Raw genomic sequence first — 16,438 nt, forward strand, 5'->3', positions numbered from 1 at the left:
TGCCCTATGATGCCGCCATGCACGGCCTTGATCCAGACGTCCTCATCATCGGCGCGGGCTGCGCCGGCATCGCCGCCGCGCGCGCGCTGATCGCCAGGGGCCAAAGCTGCGTGGTGCTGGAGGCTGGCGCGCGCGTCGGCGGCCGCGCCTTCACCACCCGCGCCCTGGGCGCGCCGCTCGACCTCGGCGCCACCTGGCTGCACCAGGCGCACGACAATCCGCTGACGGCCTTCGTGGGCGAGCACCTGGACCACGACACGGTGCGCGAGCGGCACCTGCATCTGGGCGACCGCTTCGCCACCCGCGCCGAATTCGCCGAATACTGGCGCGCCCACCGCGCCTTCGAGGATGCGCTGGAAGCCGCCCCCCTCACGCCCGATCGCAGCGTGATGGGCGCGGCGCCCGAAGCCGGCCCCTGGGATGCCACCATCGCGCATTGGCTGGGCTCGCAGATCAACGCGATGGAACTCACCGGCATCTCGCTGGAAGACTATGTGAAGACCGACCTCGACGGCCCGAACCTCCTCCCGCGCGAGGGCGTGGGCGGCCTCGTCCCGCGCCTGGCCGAGGGCCTGCCGATCCGGCTGAACCATGCGGTGACGCAGCTCGACTGGTCCGGCCGCAAGGGACAGGGGGGCGTGGTCGCGCGCGGCGCCTGGGGCGAGATGCGCGCCGGCCGCGCCATCGTCACCGTCTCCAACGGCGTGCTGGCGGCGGGTTCCATCGCCTTCACGCCCGAATTGCCGGCGGCGACGCGCGCCGCCATCGCCGGCCTGCCCATGGGGCTGCTGACCAAGATCGCCTTTCGCGCGAAGGGCGCCGATCGCCTGGGCATCGCGCCCTTCCACACCGCCCGCCGCGCGGTGACGCCGGGCGCCGAACCGCCGATGAGCTGGATCTTCTGGCCCTTCGGCGCGGATCACATCTTCGGCTTCGTCGGCGGCGCCCGCGCCTGGGACTTGTCCCGCCAGGGCCCCGTCGCGACGGAAGCCGCCGCCCGCGCCGACCTCGCCGCCATGTTCGGCCCGCGCGTGGACGCCGTGCTCGGCGAGTGCCTGGTGACCGACTGGGGCGAGAACCCGCTCTTCCGCGGCAGCTACACCCATGCCCGGCCGGGCCATCACGCCTCCCGCGACACGCTCGCGACCCCGCTCGGCGATGGCCGGCTGCGCTTCGCGGGCGAGGCCTGTCACAGCCGCTTCGCCGGCACCATCGCCGGCGCCTGGCTGAGCGGGGAATCAGCCGCCGCCTGACGCCTCGCCCAGGAACTTCAGGTTCTCCTCGCGGATCTTCGCCGCTGCGTCGTCATAGAGGAAGGGCAGGAAGGCGAAGCGCTCGCCCTTGGTCACCGGCAACGCCTGGTGCAGCAGCGAGCAGGAAAACACCACCGCGCCCCCGGTCGGCGCGCGATAGGCGGTCGTGCCGAATTCGGGAAAGACGAGGTCTCCGCCCTCGAACTCTTCGGCGTTGAGATTGACGGTGACGGCGAAGCGGCGATGCGCCGTGCCCTTCGTCGTATTGTCGCGATGCGCGGAGAAATGCCCTCCCTCATCCGCGCGGTAGCAGGCGATGAGGTAGCGCTCCAGCCGCGTGACACGGAACTGGAAGGCCTTCTGGATCTCGGGCGCCAGCCGCTGCGCGAGGCGCCCGCGCAGCGTGGCCCGCAGCGCGTCATCCTCGATCAGATGATCGCGCCGGACCTTGAAGCTCGGGTCATGCGCGCCGACCGTGCGGCCATTCACATCGCGCATGAAGCCCGAGCGCTCCCCCCCGGCCTCCCGGTAGCGCGCGATGAGCAGGCGGCACAGCTCCGGCTCGAAGATGCGCGGCACGACGAGCACGGGGGCCGGCGCGACCACGCCGGCATGCAGCGCAGGCGGCGGCAGGCGGGCGACCAGCGCCAGCATGGCCGCCGTCTCGCTCAGCGGCCAGCGCGCGAAGAGGCGCTGCGTGGGGTCCAGCAACAGCCAGCCCGGGCCCTCCAGCGCCGCCGTCACCCCGCCGGTCGCGTCCCAGATGGCGCGGTAATGCGGCAGGTTCTGCGGCACGCGCGCGCCTGCGCGATCCTCCGCATCGGCGCTGATCAGCAGGGCGGCGCGGTGGTTGGCATCCAGCACCTCCAGCGCGCCCGCCGTGAAATCGCGCAGCGCCGCCATGGCCTCGGGCGACGCCGCGCTCCCCAGCACCCCCAGCAGCACCCAGCGCCCGCCCGTCGCCTGCAGGCTGTAGCGCGGATTGGTGTCGGAGGCCGCGAACCAGTTTGGAACGGGATCGCCGGGCAGCAGCGCCATCGCCTAGCTCCGATCGTCCGTGGCCGGCAGCGGCCACGACGTGAAGCGGAGCGTCACACCATGAGGAGGGCGGTTTCGGCGCATGCGGAAGGCGCCCTACCGCCGCGGCAGGAAGCCCATCGCCTGCTTCACCTCGGCGAGGATCGGGTTGGCGATGGCCTCGGCCTTCTCCGCCCCGCGCCGCAGCGCGGCGTCGAGCGAGGCCGTGTCCTCCAGCAGGCGCAGCATCTCGGCGCGGATGGGCGAGAGATGCGCCACCAGCGCCTCGGTCAGCACCTCCTTGAAGCGGCCGAAGCCCTGGCCCTCATGCTCGCGCAGCACGTTCTCGGGCAGGGTGCCGGTGATGGCGGCGAGGATGCCGACCAGGTTCCGCGCCTCGGGCCGCGCTTCGAGCTGCTGCATATGGCCGGGGATGGGCTCCGCATCCGTCTTTGCGCGGCGGATCTTCAGCGCGATCGCGTCATTGTCGTCATTGAGGTTGATGCGCGACTGGTCCGAGGCATCGGATTTGGACATCTTCTTCGTGCCGTCGCGCAGGCTCATCACGCGGGCGGCGACGCCCATGATGTGCGGCTCGATGCGCGGAAACAGCTGCACGCCGTAATCGTGGTTGAACTTCTCCGCGATGTCGTTGGCCAGTTCCAGGTGCTGGCGCTGGTCATCGCCCACCGGCACGCTCGTCGCCTTGTAGGCCAGGATGTCGGCCGCCATGAGGTTCGGATAGACATAGAGGCCCGCACTCGCCGCCTCGCGGTCCTTGCCGGCCTTGTCCTTGAACTGCGTCATCCGGTTCAGCCAGCCCAGGCGTGCCACGCAGTTGAAGATCCAGCCGAGCTCGGCATGGGCCGGCACATGGCTCTGGACGAAGAGGATGCACTTCTCGGGGGAGAGGCCGCAGGCCAGCAGCGTCGCCGCCATCTCGCGCGTCTGGGCGAGGAGCTGCGCCGGCTCCTGGAAGACGGTGATGGCGTGCAGATCCACGATGCAGAACAGGCTCTCATGCTGGTCCTGCATCGGCACCCAGTTGCGGATGGCGCCGAGGTAGTTGCCGAGGGTGGGAACGCCGGAAGGCTGGATGCCGGAAAACACGCGCTGCATGAAACGAAACCTGTGTGAATGACGGCCTGAGGGTTTGCCCGGCTGGGCGCGCCGGTCAAGCCTTGCGGCGCATCAGGCGGCGGATGTCGCGCAAATCCAGCCCCCCGGAGAGCTGCGCCGCCCCGAAATAGGCCGCCGCCCCCAGCACGCAGATCACGCCCAGCAGCACCACGCCCCATAGCCCCGCCCCCGGCGCCAGCCAGGCCGCCAGCGCCAGCAGCACCGCCCCCATGACGAGCGCCGATCCCAGCAGCCGCGGGGCCGCGCGCCTGAGCCGCCGGTCCGCCACCCAATGCCGCCGGCGGTGCAGCACGAAGGCCAGCAGCCCCGCATTGGCCCAGGCGGCCAGCGTGGTGGAAAGCGCCACCCCCACATGCTGCAGGGGCCCCATCAGCACCAGGTTCAACGCCAGGTTCAGCCCGACGCAAGCGAGGCCGATCTTCACCGGCGTCGCCGTATCGCCGCGCGCGAAGAAGCCCGGGACGAAGACCTTCACCAGCACGAAGGCGGGCAGCCCCAGCGCATAGGCCATCAGCGCGCGCGACGTCGCCGCCGCCTCCGCCGGCCCGAAGGCGCCGCGCTGGAACAGGGCGGCCAGGATGGGCAGGGCGAGTGCCGCCAGCGCCACCGCCGCCGGCACCGCCAGCACCAGCGAGATCTCAAGCGCGCGGTTCAGGCTCCGATGCGCCGAGAGCGGCTGGCCCGCATGGATCTGCTTCGCCAGCAGCGGCAGCAGCGCGGTCGCCACCGCAGCCCCGATCACCCCCAGCGGCAGCTGCGCCACGCGATCCGCATAATACAGGAAGGACACCGCCCCCGCCGGCAGGAAGGAGGCGATGATCACGTCGATCGCGAGGTTGAGCTGCGTCACCCCCGCCCCCACCAGCCCCGGCCCCATGCGCCGCAGCACCTGCCGCACCTCGGGCGCCAGGGATGGGCTCTGCACCGGGTTCAGCGCCATGCCCGCCTGCTTGCACGCCCACCAGACGAAAGCGAGCTGCACGACGCCCGAAAGCGTCACCCCCCAGGCCAGCGCATGCGCGGGCGTCGCCACGAAGGGGGCGAGGGCGAAGAGCGCCAGCATGGAGAGCAGGTTGAAGAAGATCGGCGCCGCCGCGGCCGCCGCGAACTTGCCCAGCGCGTTCAGCACGCCGCTCACCAGCGCCGTCAGGCAGATCAGCAGCAGGTAGGGGAAGGTGATCCGCGTCAGCTCCACGGCCAGCGCGAATTTCTCCGGCCGCTCGACGAAGCCCGGTGCCAGCACCTGCATCAGCTGCGGCATGAAGATGAGCCCGAGCCCCGTCAGCAGCGCGAGCCAGAGCACCATCAGCGTCGCCATGCGCTCGGCCAGCGCCTGCGCCGCCGCCGGCCCGCGCTGCGTCAGCAATTGCGCGAAGGCCGGCACGAAGGCCGCGTTGAAGGCGCCCTCGCCGAAGAGGCGTCGGAACAGATTGGGCAGCTTCAGCGCCACGAAGAAGGCATCGGCCATCGGCCCCGCACCCAGCTTCGCCGCGATCAGCATGTCGCGCAGGAAGCCGAGCACGCGGCTCACCATGGTCCAGCCGCCGACGGTGGCGATGGCGCGGAACATCAGGGGCTCCGCCCCTGAACCCCGGCAAAGGACACGTCCCTTGCATTCCCTCTCCTGGGGACGGGGCCCTGGTCTGGGCCTGGCATCATCAGCTCGGCGCGGCCGCTTCGCGATAAGGCGAGGGGCCACCCCCCGGCGCATCGGGCGGCGTCAGCGCCTCCAGGAGCGCGGCGCGCAACGGGCCAAGCTTGCGCTCGTTTTCCACCTTCAGCCCGAAGACATCCTTCACGTAGAAGACGTCCACCGCGCGCACGCCATAGGTGGTGATGTGGGCGCTGGCGATCTGCAGCCCCTGCTCGCTGATCGCGGCCGTCACGTCATGCAGCAGGCCGGGACGGTCGCGACCATTCACCTCGATCAGCGTGTGGGTGTTGGAGGCGAAGTTATCCACCACCACACGCGGCGGCACCGTAACCGCGGCCAGCCGCGCCGGCTCCCGCCGCACCTTGCGGATCTCGGCGGCGAGCTTCAGCCGCCCGGACAGCGCCTGCTCGATCAGGACGGCGAGGCGTGCCAGGCGATGCGGCGCATCGAACAGCCCGCCCGCGCTGTCCTGCACCCAGAAGGTGTCGAGCGCCATGCCGTTGGTCAGCGTGTGGATGCGCGCATCCACGATGGAAGCGCCCGCCACGGCCAGCGCGCCGGATATGCGGCTGAACAGCCCCGGATGGTCGCTGCAATAGACGGTGACTTCCGTGACCCCGCGATCGGCGAGCACGCGGGTGCGGACGGTGAGCGGCGCCTGCTCGGCCTCCGCCTCGCGGATCATGGCGGCATGGCGCGCATGCGTCTCGGCGTCGAAGGAGAGCCAGTAGCCGGGATAGCCGAGGCCCATGAACATCTCGGCCTCGGCCTTGCTGAAGCCGGGCAGCATCGCCGCCGCCGCCTCCTTGGCGCGGGCCACGCGCACATCGCGCTCGGGCACCGTCATGCCGCCGGCCAGAACCTCGCTCACGCGCCAATAGACCTCGCGCAGCAGCGTCGCCTTCCAGGCGTTCCAGACGCGCGGCCCCACGGCGCGCATATCCGCCACCGTCAGCACCAGCAGCAGGCGAAGGCGTTCGGGCGACTGCACCTGGTCCGCGATGTCGAGGATGGTCTTGGGGTCCTCGATGTCGCGCTTGAACGCGGTCTGGCTCACCAGCAAATGATGCAGCACGAGCCAGGAGACGGTCTCCGTCTCCTCGGCGCTCATGCCCAGGCGCGGGCAGATCTCCTGCGCGAGGCGCGCACCGATCTCGCTGTGGTCGCCGCCGCGTCCCTTGGCGATGTCGTGCAGGAGCGTGGCCACGAACAACGCGCGGCGCGACTGCAACTGCCCCATCAGCTCGGTCGCGACAGGCGCGATCTCGTGCAGGTCGCCCTGCTCCACCTGCTTCAGCACGCCGATCGCCTCGATCGTGTGCTCATCCACGGTGAAGACGTGGTAGGTGTCGAACTGCATCAGGCCGACGATGCGCGCCCATTCGGGCACGAAGCGGCTGAGGAAGCCCGCCTCGTTCAGCAGGCGCAGCCATTTCGCGGCGTCCTTGCCCATCAGCAGGTCAATGAAGATCGCACTCGCTTCCGGGTCGCCGCGCAGCCGGTCGGCCCGGCGGGAATGGCGGATCAGGGCGCGGATGGCGAGTGGATGGATGTCGAGGCCGCGGTCCCGCGCCGCCTTGACGATGCGCAGCATCAGGACGGGCTCTCGCCCGAAATCGCGGTCCGGCGGGGCCGCCACCAGCTTGCCGTCGGCGAAGGCGAGGCCCAGTTCCGCCAGCCCCTCATCGCCGCCGCGCCGGGTCGCCGGCGGGCCGAGTGCGGCGCGCTCGATCGCCGGCTCCAGCACGCGGGAGAGACGGACCACCTCGCGCGCCGTGAGGAAGAGGTGCTTCATCAGCCGCTCGGCGCCGTCCTGCGTGCCGTGGCGGGTATAGCCCATGCGGGCGGCCACCACCGGCTGCAGATCGAAGGTCAGGCGTTCCTCGGCGCGGCCGGTGACGTAGTGCAGGTGGAAACGCAGCGTCCAGAGGAAGTCCCAGGCGCGCTTCACGGCCCGCGCCTCGCCCTCGGTCAGCAGGCCGCCGCCCGGGCTGTCCGGCCCCACCAGCTCCGGCATGCGGGAAACGCCGAAGGCGTAGCGCGCGAGCCAGTAGAGCGTCTGCAGGTCACGCAGGCCGCCGCGGCCTTCCTTCACATGCGGCTCGACCAGGAAGGGGCTCTCGCCGTAGCGCGCATGGCGCGTGGCGCGCTCGGCCCGCTTGGCGGCGAGAAAGGGCGCGAGGCCACCCTCCTCCCGCAACCGGGCGAATTCGCCCAGGAACTCCGCGAAGAGCAGGTCATCGCCGGCCAGGAAGCGGGCATCCACCAGCGCGGTCAGGATGGTGGCGTCCCTGAGCCCCTCGGTGATGCATTCCCTCGGGCTGCGCGTCGCGTGCCCCACCTTCAGCCCGAGATCCCAGAGCAGGTAGAGCATGAATTCGATCATGCGCCGGGTGCGCGGCCCGGGCTCGCGATCGGTCAGGAACAACAGGTCGATGTCGGAATGGGGCGCCAGCACGCCGCGCCCATAGCCGCCGGTCGCCAGCAGCGCGTAATCCACGGCGCGCGCGCCCACCTTGCTCGGCACCATCGCCGCCGCGTAATCCTGGATCACCAGCATCATCGCGTCCATGTGATGGCCCAGGCGACGGGCGGCGGCCAACCCTTGGATCTCGTGGGATTCGAAGGCGCGCTGCACCTGGCCCTGCATGCGGCCGAGCTCCCGGCGCAACAGGCCCAGCGCCAGGTCGCGCGCGATCGGCGCGCCGCCGGGAAGCAGCTGGTCCTGCAGGCTCTGCTCGGCCATTTCGGCCATCGCGGTCTTCATGACCGTCACACTACAGAGCTTCCTTGCCCTCCGCGAGGGCCTTCAGGTTGTAAAGCGCTTCCAGCGCTTCGCGGGGTGACAAGCTGTCCATGTCGAGCCCCGCCAGCGCCGCCCGCAGCGGGTCCGTGGGTGCGGCGGGCGCTCGCGCGAAGAGCGGCATCTCGCCCGCCAGCGGGTCCGCCCCCGCCGCCGCCCGCGCCTCCAGCTGGGCCAGCACGGCGGCCGCGCGCCGCAGCACCGGGGCGGGCACGCCCGCCAGCTTGGCCACATGCACGCCCCAGCTCTTCTCGGCCGCCCCCGCCGCGACGGCGTGCTGGAACACCACCTCGCCCCGCCATTCGCGCACCTGCATGGCGGCAAGCCGCAGCTCCGGCAGCTTCTCGGCGAGCGCGGTCAATTCATGGAAATGCGTGGCGAAGAGGGTGCGGCAGCGGATGCGGTCATGCAGCGCCTCCAGCACGGCGGTGGCGATGGCCAGCCCGTCCCAGGTGGCGGTCCCGCGCCCCACCTCGTCCAGCACCACGAGACTGCGCGGCCCGGCCTGGTTGAGGATGGCGGCCGTCTCCGTCATCTCCACCATGAAGGTGGAGCGCCCGCCGGCCAGGTCATCCGCGGCACCCACCCGGCTGAAGAGGCGATCCACCAGCCCCACGCGCGCGGCGGCGGCCGGCAGGAACAGCCCCGCCTGCGCCAGGATCACCATCAGCGCGTTCTGTCGCAGCCAGGTGGACTTGCCGGCCATGTTCGGCCCCGTCAGCAGGCAGAGCCGGCGCCCGGGCGAGAGGTCGCAGTCATTGGGCACGAAGGCCGGCCCACGGGCGCGGCGCAGCGCCGCCTCCACCACCGGGTGCCGCCCGGCCTCGATGGCGAAATCCGGCCGCTCGGTGAGTTCCGGCCGGCACCAGGCGCCCTCGGTCGCCAGTTCCGCGCTCGCGGCCAGCACGTCGAGGGCCGCCATCTCCCGCGCGGCGGCGGCGATCGCTTCCGCATCGGCCAGGATCATCCGCCGGAGATGCGCGATGACCAGCCGCTCGCGCTTCGCCGCCTGCTCGCCCGCTTCCGACAACCTGCGGTCGAGCGCCGCCAGCGCCGCGCAGGTGAAGCGATGCGCATTGGCCATGGATTGGCGATGGATCGGCGCCAGATCGCCCGTGGCGGTGGCGGGGGCCGCGCGCAACAGCTTCTCGCCGGCGGCGGAGGGCACCTCGGCGAGGTAGCCCAGTTGCTGGTGATGCCGGATCTTGAGCGCGGCGATGCCCCAGGCCTGCGCCAGCTCCACCTGCATGGCGGCGATGGCGCCGCGCGCATCGTCCCGCAGGCGGCGCAGCGCATCCAGCTCGCCATCATAGCCGGGGGCGGCCACACCCCCGTCATCCAGCCGCGCGGGCAGGTCGGCGGCGAGCGCGCGGGCGAGTTCGGCGGCGGTGGCCGGCGCCGCGCCCAGTGGTGCCACGGCCTCGGCCAGCAGGGCGGGCGTGTCCCCTGCCAGCGCGGCGGCGAGCTGCGCCGCGCGTTGCAGCCCGTCCCGGATGGCGCCGAGGTCGCGGGGCGAGAAGCGTTCCAGGCTGATGCGGGCCAGCGCGCGCGCCATGTCGGGCGCGCCCTTCAGCGCGGCGCGCAGCTTCGCCCGCAGCGCCTTGTCGTCGCGGAGTGCGGCCACCGCGTCATGCCGCGCGCGGATCGCGGGCAGGTCATCCAGCGGGGCCGCCAGCCGCGCCGCCAATTCCCGCGCCCCCGGCCCGGTCAGCGTGCGGTCCACGGCCGCGAGCAGCGAGGCCCCGCGCGGCCCCTCCAGGATGTCGAGGCTGCGCCGCGTCGCCGCATCCAGCAGCAGCACGCCGCGCGCCCCCTCCGGCACGGGCGGCGAGAGGCGCGGCAGGCTGCCATTGTTCACCGCCCGGACGTACTCGACGGCCATGGCGGCGGCCGCGACCTCCTCCGCGCTGAACTGCCCGAACCCATCCAGCGAGCCCGCTTCCAGCGCGGCGGCGAGCCGGCCTTCCGCATCGCGGGGCGGGAGCGCGGGGATGGCGCCCTCGATCCCCAGCGCCTCCTCGGCCAGGATCTCGGCCGGCGCCAGGCGGGCGATCAGCGCCGCCGGCTCCGCCCCCTTCTGCGTGTGGAACAATCCGGTCGTCACATCGAGCCAGGCGGCGCCCCCAGGGACGAGGGCCAGCAGCCAGGCCGGGCGCGCCGCGTCCAGCAGCGCCTCCTCCGTCGCCGTGCCGGGGGTGACGACGCGGATGATCTCGCGGTTCAGCGTGGCGGCGCGGCGGGCCTTCGCCTCCTCCGGGGTTTCGGTCTGCTCGCAGATGGCGACCCGGAAGCCGCGGCGAATGAGCCGCGCCAGATAGGCCTCATGGCTGTGCACCGGCACGCCGCACATGGGAATCGGGCGGCCCTGGTGCTCGCCCCGATGGGTCAGCGCGATGCCCAAGGCCTCGCTCGCGGCTTCGGCATCCTCGTGGAAGAGCTCGTAGAAATCGCCCATCCGGAAGAAGACGAGCGCGGCCCCGGCCGTGGCCTTGGCCGCGAACCATTGCGCCATCGCGGGCGTCGCACCATCGGCGGAACGAGGACTGGACACGCCTCCGGCATAGCCGAGGCCGGACGCCCCGCGAAGGGGCGGCTTTCGCTTCCTCCCCGCCGGGGGTTAAATGAAAGCTTCCAATGCCCGGGATGAGGAAGCGAACCCAATGAGTGACAAGCGCCAAGACGCGACCCCCGATACGCGCACCGCGCGGGTGACGGGCGAGGAGGCGCTGGCCATGCATGCCGAGGGCCGCCCCGGCAAGCTGGAAACCCGCCTCACCAAGCCGCTCGTCACCGCGCGCGACCTCAGCCTGGCCTATTCCCCCGGCGTGGCCGAGCCCTGCCTGCACATCCACCGCGACCCGGCCCTGGCCTATGACTACACGAGCAAGGGCAATTTCGTGGCCGTGATCTCCAACGGCACGGCCGTACTGGGCCTCGGCAACCTCGGCGCCCTGGCGTCGAAGCCCGTGATGGAGGGCAAGGTCGCGCTCTTCAAGCGCTTCGCGGATGTGGACGGCATGGACCTCTGCCTCAACACCGAGGATGCCGACGAATTCGTGAACTGCGTGAAGTTCCTCGGCCCCAGCTTCGGCGGCATCAACCTCGAGGACATCAAGGCGCCCGAGTGCTTCGTCATCGAGCAGCGCCTGCGCGAGCTGATGGACATCCCGGTCTTCCATGATGACCAGCACGGCACCGCCATCGTCGCCGCCGCCGGCCTGATCAACGCGGCCTATCTCACGGGGCGCGACCTCGCGACCACCAAGCTCGTCATCAACGGCGCGGGGGCCGCCTCCATCGCCTGCGCGGAATTGCTGCGCGCCATGGGCATGCGGCCCGAAAACATCACCATGTGCGACACCAAGGGCGTGCTCTATCGCGGCCGCACCGAGGGCATGAACCAGTGGAAATCGGCCCATGCGGTCGAGACCTCGGCCCGCACGCTGTCCCAGGCGCTGGAGGGCGCCGACGTCTTCTTCGGCCTCTCCGTGAAGGGTGCCCTCACGCAGGACATGATCCGCGCGATGGCGGAGAAGCCCATCATCTTCGCCATGGCCAATCCCGACCCCGAGATCACGCCGGAAGAGGCCCGCGCCGCGCGGCCCGACTGCATCATCGCCACCGGCCGCTCGGACTATCCGAACCAGGTGAATAACGTCCTCGGCTTTCCCTTCATCTTCCGCGGCGCGCTCGACGTGCGCGCCAGCACGATCAACGACGCGATGAAGATCGCCGCCGCCCGCTCGCTCGCCGAACTCGCGCGCGAAGCGGTGCCGGAGGAGGTGGCCCGCTCCGGCGCCGGCAAGCGCCTGGTCTTCGGCCCCGAATACATCATCCCCAACGCCTTCGACCCGCGCCTGATCAGCCGCGTGCCCGTCGCCGTCGCCGAAGCCGCCGTGCGCTCGGGTGTCGCGCGCAAGCCGCTGGTGGACCCGCAGCGCTACGCCCGCGAGCTGACGAACCGCCTGGATGCCGCCGCCAATGCGCTGGAAGCCATCCATGAGCGCGTCCGCGAGAATCCGCGCCGCGTCGTCTTCGCCGAGGGCGAGGAGGAGAGCGTGATCCGCGCCGCCATCGCCTTCCGGAACGCGGGCTATGGCACGCCCGTGCTGGTGGGGCGGGAGGAGCGGATCAACGCCACCGTGGCGTCGCTGGGCGTGCGCCTGCCGGAGGGGATCGAGATCCACAATGCCCGCGTCTCCTCCGACAACACGCGCTATGCGGAATGGCTCTATGCCCGCAAGCAGCGCGACGGCTTCCTGTATCGCGACTGCCTGCGCCTCGTGAACAATGACCGCAACGTCTTCGCCGCCTGCATGGTGGCGCAGGGCGATGCGGACGCGCTGCTGACCGGCGAGACGCGCAGCTATTCCGTGGCGCTGGAAGGCGTGCGCATGGCGCTCGACGCCGAGGGCGTTCTCTTCGGCCTCACCATGATGATCGCCCGCCGCTCGGGCACGGTGCTGGTGGCCGACACGGCCATCCATGAGCGCCCGGATGCGGCCACACTCGCCGCCATCGCGACGCGCAGCGCGGCCACCGCGCGGCGCCTGGGTCTCACGCCGCGGGTCGCCTTCCTCTCCTTCTCGACGTTTGGAGACCCCAAGGGCAGCATCCCGGGCAGCCTGCGCGATGCGGTGAAACTGCTCGACCAGCAGGGCGTGGATTTCGAGTATGATGGCGAGATGAGCGCCGAGGTGGCGCTGGACTCCAATCTCCGCGCCAGCCTCTACCCCTTCTGCCGCCTGACGGGGCCGGCCAATGTGCTGGTCATGCCCGGCCTGCATGCCGCGCACATCCTGACGAAGGCCGTGCCGCATCTGACGAGCGCCACGACCATCGGCCCCGTGCTGATGGGCCTCTCCCGCCCCGCGCAGATCGTCCCCACCGGCGCGGGCGTGAACCAGCTGCTGGATATGGCGACCTTGGCCGCCTACCAGGCGATCGGGCGGTAGGGCTTCCGCATCCAGGGCGTGGCGCGGGGCGTATGGATGCCATGCTGCCCGGCCGCGCGCTGCTTGCCTTCGCCGGCCTGTCGCTCACCGGCTGCTCCGCGACCGATCTCGCCAATGCCCGGACACCCGCCGGCGACGTCACGCGCGAGGCGGGCCTGCCCTACCGCCCGGCGGGCCGGGAGTCGCGGCGATGACCGCTTCCTCGGCTTTCCGCTCGCCGCGATGGGCTGCCTTGTCGCCATCCCCGACTACCGGCCCTGGCCGGAGGTGGCGTTCCCGGGTTTCGTCGAGGATCCGGCGCTCGCCATCCGCGCCCTGGCGGCGCGCGAGCCGCAGCGCCCCCTCGTGCCGATGGGCCATTCGGCCGGCGCCTTCAACGCGGGCTGCGTGGCGCTGGACCCGGCCTGGGGCGTGCAGAGCCTGGTCGGCGGCTTCATCGGCTGGGCCAGCCCCAATGATTTCCGGCGGGACGAGGTCTCGCCGCCCGAGATCTTCCCCAAGGCGCGCATCCAGGCGGCGCCTCGGCCCCTGCGGGCGGGCGAGGCGCCACCCCGGCTGCTGGTGCATGGCGCGGCCGCCCCCATCGTTGGCCCCTATCACTCGCGCATCCTGACCGAGAGCGCCGTGGCGGCTGGCGTGCGGTGCGCCATGTTGTGATCCCCGGCATGGGCCATCTGGGCCCCGTGGTGGCGCTCGCGACGCCTGCCCGCTGGCCCGGCCTGGCGGATACTGGGGTCAGGTCTGCGGTGACCCGGTTTCTGATGGCGTCTGGGGCCTGAGGCCCCAGCCACCGGAGGCCCTTTTTCTTACCCCGTCGCCCCATCCATCGCATCCAGCACATGGAGCGAATAGGTCAGCGCCGCCCCCGCATTCAGCGCGATGGCCACACCCAGCGCCTCCGCCACCTCCTCCTTGCTCGCGCCGGCGGCGCGCGCCTTTCGCACATGGGCGTCAATGCAGCCCTCGCAGCGCGTGGTGACGGCGACCGCGAGCGCGATCATCTCCCGCGTCTTCGCATCCAGGTGCTTCGTGGTGGAAGCCCCGCGCGAGAGCGCCCCGAAGCCCTTCATCAGCTCGGGATGGATCGCTGAAAGCTCCTTCCCGCGCGCGCGCAGCCCGGCGCTGTAGCTGTCCCAATCCTCGATCCGGGTGTCTTCGGTCATTGGCGTAGCGTCCCTTGAAATGCAGAAGGCCCCGATGGTTTCCCACCGGGGCCCTGGAGGCAAGCCGAAGCGTGGCGCTTATTCGGCCGTCGCCTCCGGTTCCTTCTCCGCCTCGCCATCGCCCTCGGGCTTGGGCAGGGCGGCCGGCGGCGGCTCGGCGATGTCGAAGCTGAGCGCGCCATCCACCAGGTTCACCTTGACCGCGCCGCCCTTCACCAGCTTGCCGAAGAGCAGCTCCTCGGCCAGCGGCTTCTTCACGTGCTCCTGGATCACGCGGGCCAGCGGCCGCGCGCCATAGAGCGGGTCGTAGCCGCGCTCGGCCAGCCATTCCTTGGCGGCGGAGCTGAGCTCGATCGTGACGTTGCGGTCGGCGAGCTGCGCCTCCAGCTGCATCACGAACTTCTCGACCACCTGCGCCACGATCTCGGCCGAGAGGCCGGCGAAGGGGATCACCGCGTCCAGGCGGTTGCGGAATTCGGGGGTGAACATGCGCTTCACCGCCTCCTCGTCCTCGCCCTTGCGGACATCGCTGCCGAAGCCGATGGCCGCCTTCTGCATGTCGGCGGCCCCCGCATTGGTCGTCATGATCAGGATGACGTTGCGGAAATCCACCGTCTTGCCGTTGTGGTCGGTCAGCTTCCCGTGATCCATCACTTGCAGCAGGATGGCGTAGAGATCCGGGTGCGCCTTCTCGATCTCGTCCAGCAGCAGCACGCAATGCGGATGCTGGTCGATGCCGTCGGTCAGCAGGCCGCCCTGGTCGAAGCCCACATAGCCCGGCGGCGCGCCGATCAGGCGGCTGACGCTGTGCCGCTCCATGTATTCGGACATGTCGAAGCGCAGCAGCTCGATACCGAGCGTCTTCGAAAGCTGCTTCGCCACCTCCGTCTTGCCGACGCCGGTGGGGCCGGAGAAGAGGTAGTTGCCGATCGGCTTCTCGGGGTCGCGCAGGCCGGCGCGGCTGAGCTTGATGGCCGCCGCCAGCGCCTCGATCGCGCGATCCTGGCCGAAGACCATGCCCTTGAGGTCGCGCTCCAGGGTGCGCAGCGTCTCCTTGTCGTCGGCCGAGACGGATTTGGGCGGGATGCGGGCGATCTTCGCCACCACCTCCTCCACATCCTTCAGCGTCACGGTCTTCTTGCGCTTGCCTTCGGGCACCAGCATGCGCGAGGCGCCGACTTCGTCGATCACGTCGATCGCCTTGTCCGGCAGCTTGCGGTCATGGATGTAGCGGGCCGAGAGCTCCACCGCGGCGCGGATCGCCTCCGGCGTGTACTTCACCTTGTGGTGCTTCTCGTAATTGGTCTTCAGACCCTGCAGGATCTTCACCGCATCCTCGACCGTGGGCTCGTTCACGTCGATCTTCTGGAAGCGCCGCACCAGCGCGCGGTCCTTCTCGAAGTGGTTGCGGTATTCCTTGTAGGTGGTGGAGCCCACGCAGCGCAGCGTGCCCTGCGCCAAGGCGGGCTTGAGCAGGTTCGACGCATCCATCGCACCACCCGAGGTGGCGCCCGCGCCGATCACCGTGTGGATCTCGTCGATGAAGAGGATGGAACCCGGCTGGGCCTCCAGCTCATTCACCACGGCCTTCAGTCGCTCCTCGAAATCGCCGCGATAGCGCGTGCCGGCCAGCAGGCTGCCCATGTCCAGCGAATAGATGGTGGACTTGGCCAGAACCTCCGGCACGTCGCCTTCCACGATGCGCTTGGCCAGGCCCTCGGCGATGGCCGTCTTGCCCACGCCCGGATCGCCCACATAGAGCGGGTTGTTCTTGGTGCGGCGGCAGAGGATCTGGATCGTGCGCTCGATCTCATGGTCACGGCCGATCAGCGGGTCGATCTTGCCGGCCTGGGCGCGCTTGTTGAGGTTCACGCAATAGGTGCTGAGCGCATCCTGGTTGCGGTTGCCGCCGCGCGGCTTCTCCTCGCGCTCCTCCTTGCCGGCGTTCTCCTCCGGCGTCGGCGCCTGGCCCTGGACGGGGCGCGGCTGCGAGCGGCCGGGGGCCTTGGCGATGCCATGGCTGATGAAGTTCACGGCATCGAGGCGCGTCATATCCTGCAGTTGCAGGAAATAGACGGCGTGGCTCTCGCGCTCGCTGAAGAGCGCGACCAGCACATTGGCGCCCGTCACCTCATCCCGGCCGGAGGACTGCACGTGGATGGCGGCCCGCTGCACGACACGCTGGAAGCCCGCGGTCGGCTTGGGGTCGCCCGTGCGGTCGCTGACCAGGCCGGCCAGGTCCTTGTCGAGGAATTCGGTGAGTTCCCGCTTCAGCCGGTCCACATCCACGCCGCAGGCGCGCAGCACGGTGGTGGCATCCGCGTCGTCGCCGAGGGCGAGCAGCAGGTGTTCGAGGGTGGCATATTCATGGCGGCGGTCATTGGCGAGGCCAAGCGCGCGATGGAGCGTCTGCTCAAGGTTGCGGGACAGCATGGATCAACGCTCCCACTGGA

11 protein-coding genes are annotated in these 16,438 nt (G+C 70.9%); 4 read left to right on the plus strand and 7 right to left on the minus strand.

Annotated features, from left to right (window positions below):
* The first annotated feature begins 17 nt into the window (after positions 1-17).
* Positions 18-1,253 carry a flavin monoamine oxidase family protein gene (locus ACQ860_RS10135; protein WP_431303259.1) on the plus strand — a complete coding sequence of 412 codons (1,236 nt, stop codon included), beginning with the start codon at positions 18-20 and terminating at the stop codon, positions 1,251-1,253.
* Here the strand turns inward: ACQ860_RS10135 and ACQ860_RS10140 are convergent.
* From ACQ860_RS10140 to mutS, 5 genes are all read right to left on the minus strand, one after another.
* On the minus strand, positions 1,239-2,291 hold the full coding sequence (locus ACQ860_RS10140; RefSeq protein WP_431303260.1) for a 2OG-Fe(II) oxygenase: 1,053 nt from the start codon (positions 2,289-2,291) through the stop codon (positions 1,239-1,241). The genes ACQ860_RS10135 and ACQ860_RS10140 overlap by 15 nt on opposite strands.
* A gap of 96 nt (positions 2,292-2,387) precedes the next feature.
* The gene (trpS, locus tag ACQ860_RS10145; RefSeq protein WP_431303261.1) at positions 2,388-3,389 is read right to left on the minus strand and encodes a tryptophan--tRNA ligase; all 1,002 of its coding nucleotides are present in this window, start codon (positions 3,387-3,389) and stop codon (positions 2,388-2,390) included.
* A 55-nt stretch (positions 3,390-3,444) separates the two neighbouring features.
* The gene (gene murJ, locus ACQ860_RS10150) at positions 3,445-4,980 is read right to left on the minus strand and encodes a murein biosynthesis integral membrane protein MurJ (RefSeq protein WP_431303262.1); all 1,536 of its coding nucleotides are present in this window, start codon (positions 4,978-4,980) and stop codon (positions 3,445-3,447) included.
* An 88-nt stretch (positions 4,981-5,068) separates the two neighbouring features.
* Positions 5,069-7,831, minus strand: coding sequence for a [protein-PII] uridylyltransferase (locus ACQ860_RS10155; RefSeq protein ID WP_431305744.1), 2,763 nt, complete (start codon positions 7,829-7,831; stop codon positions 5,069-5,071).
* A gap of 10 nt (positions 7,832-7,841) precedes the next feature.
* Positions 7,842-10,379: a DNA mismatch repair protein MutS gene (gene mutS, locus ACQ860_RS10160; RefSeq protein WP_431305745.1), complete on the minus strand. Its 2,538-nt coding sequence runs from the start codon at positions 10,377-10,379 to the stop codon at positions 7,842-7,844.
* Between the two features lie 148 nt (positions 10,380-10,527).
* Here mutS and ACQ860_RS10165 point away from each other — a divergent pair, with 148 nt between their 5' ends.
* From ACQ860_RS10165 to ACQ860_RS10175, 3 genes are read left to right on the plus strand one after another with little or no spacing between them, the layout of a single operon-like run.
* On the plus strand, positions 10,528-12,822 hold the full coding sequence (locus ACQ860_RS10165; protein WP_431303263.1) for an NADP-dependent malic enzyme: 2,295 nt from the start codon (positions 10,528-10,530) through the stop codon (positions 12,820-12,822).
* A gap of 32 nt (positions 12,823-12,854) precedes the next feature.
* Positions 12,855-13,016 (plus strand): hypothetical protein, encoded by a 162-nt coding sequence (locus ACQ860_RS10170; RefSeq protein WP_431303264.1) that lies wholly within the window; start codon positions 12,855-12,857, stop codon positions 13,014-13,016.
* A 28-nt stretch (positions 13,017-13,044) separates the two neighbouring features.
* On the plus strand, positions 13,045-13,479 hold the full coding sequence (locus ACQ860_RS10175; RefSeq protein ID WP_431303265.1) for a hypothetical protein: 435 nt from the start codon (positions 13,045-13,047) through the stop codon (positions 13,477-13,479).
* Positions 13,480-13,628: 149 nt separating this feature from the next.
* On the opposite strand, the gene ACQ860_RS10180 is transcribed toward ACQ860_RS10175, so the two are convergent.
* Together ACQ860_RS10180 and clpA are read right to left on the minus strand one after the other, a co-directional pair.
* Entirely contained in the window at positions 13,629-13,985 is a 357-nt protein-coding gene (locus ACQ860_RS10180; protein WP_431303266.1) for a carboxymuconolactone decarboxylase family protein, read from the minus strand.
* A 78-nt stretch (positions 13,986-14,063) separates the two neighbouring features.
* Entirely contained in the window at positions 14,064-16,418 is a 2,355-nt protein-coding gene (gene clpA / locus ACQ860_RS10185; RefSeq protein WP_431303267.1) for an ATP-dependent Clp protease ATP-binding subunit ClpA, read from the minus strand.
* Between the last annotated feature and the right edge of the window lie 20 nt (positions 16,419-16,438).

The sequence above is a fragment of the Sediminicoccus sp. BL-A-41-H5 genome (genome assembly GCF_050632405.1).
Lineage (GTDB): Bacteria > Pseudomonadota > Alphaproteobacteria > Acetobacterales > Acetobacteraceae > Roseococcus.

Bases quoted from the DNA above. Each gene is read 5' to 3' on its own strand.
- ACQ860_RS10135 (WP_431303259.1), top strand. From the start codon at position 18: ATGCACGGCCTTGATCCAGACGTCCTCATCATCGGCGCGGGCTGCGCC.
- ACQ860_RS10140 (WP_431303260.1), bottom strand. From the start codon at position 2,291: ATGGCGCTGCTGCCCGGCGATCCCGTTCCAAACTGGTTCGCGGCCTCC.
- trpS (WP_431303261.1), bottom strand. From the start codon at position 3,389: ATGCAGCGCGTGTTTTCCGGCATCCAGCCTTCCGGCGTTCCCACCCTC.
- murJ (WP_431303262.1), bottom strand. From the start codon at position 4,980: ATGTTCCGCGCCATCGCCACCGTCGGCGGCTGGACCATGGTGAGCCGC.
- ACQ860_RS10155 (WP_431305744.1), bottom strand. From the start codon at position 7,831: ATGAAGACCGCGATGGCCGAAATGGCCGAGCAGAGCCTGCAGGACCAG.
- mutS (WP_431305745.1), bottom strand. From the start codon at position 10,379: ATGGCGCAATGGTTCGCGGCCAAGGCCACGGCCGGGGCCGCGCTCGTC.
- ACQ860_RS10165 (WP_431303263.1), top strand. From the start codon at position 10,528: ATGAGTGACAAGCGCCAAGACGCGACCCCCGATACGCGCACCGCGCGG.
- ACQ860_RS10170 (WP_431303264.1), top strand. From the start codon at position 12,855: ATGGATGCCATGCTGCCCGGCCGCGCGCTGCTTGCCTTCGCCGGCCTG.
- ACQ860_RS10175 (WP_431303265.1), top strand. From the start codon at position 13,045: ATGGGCTGCCTTGTCGCCATCCCCGACTACCGGCCCTGGCCGGAGGTG.
- ACQ860_RS10180 (WP_431303266.1), bottom strand. From the start codon at position 13,985: ATGACCGAAGACACCCGGATCGAGGATTGGGACAGCTACAGCGCCGGG.
- clpA (WP_431303267.1), bottom strand. From the start codon at position 16,418: ATGCTGTCCCGCAACCTTGAGCAGACGCTCCATCGCGCGCTTGGCCTC.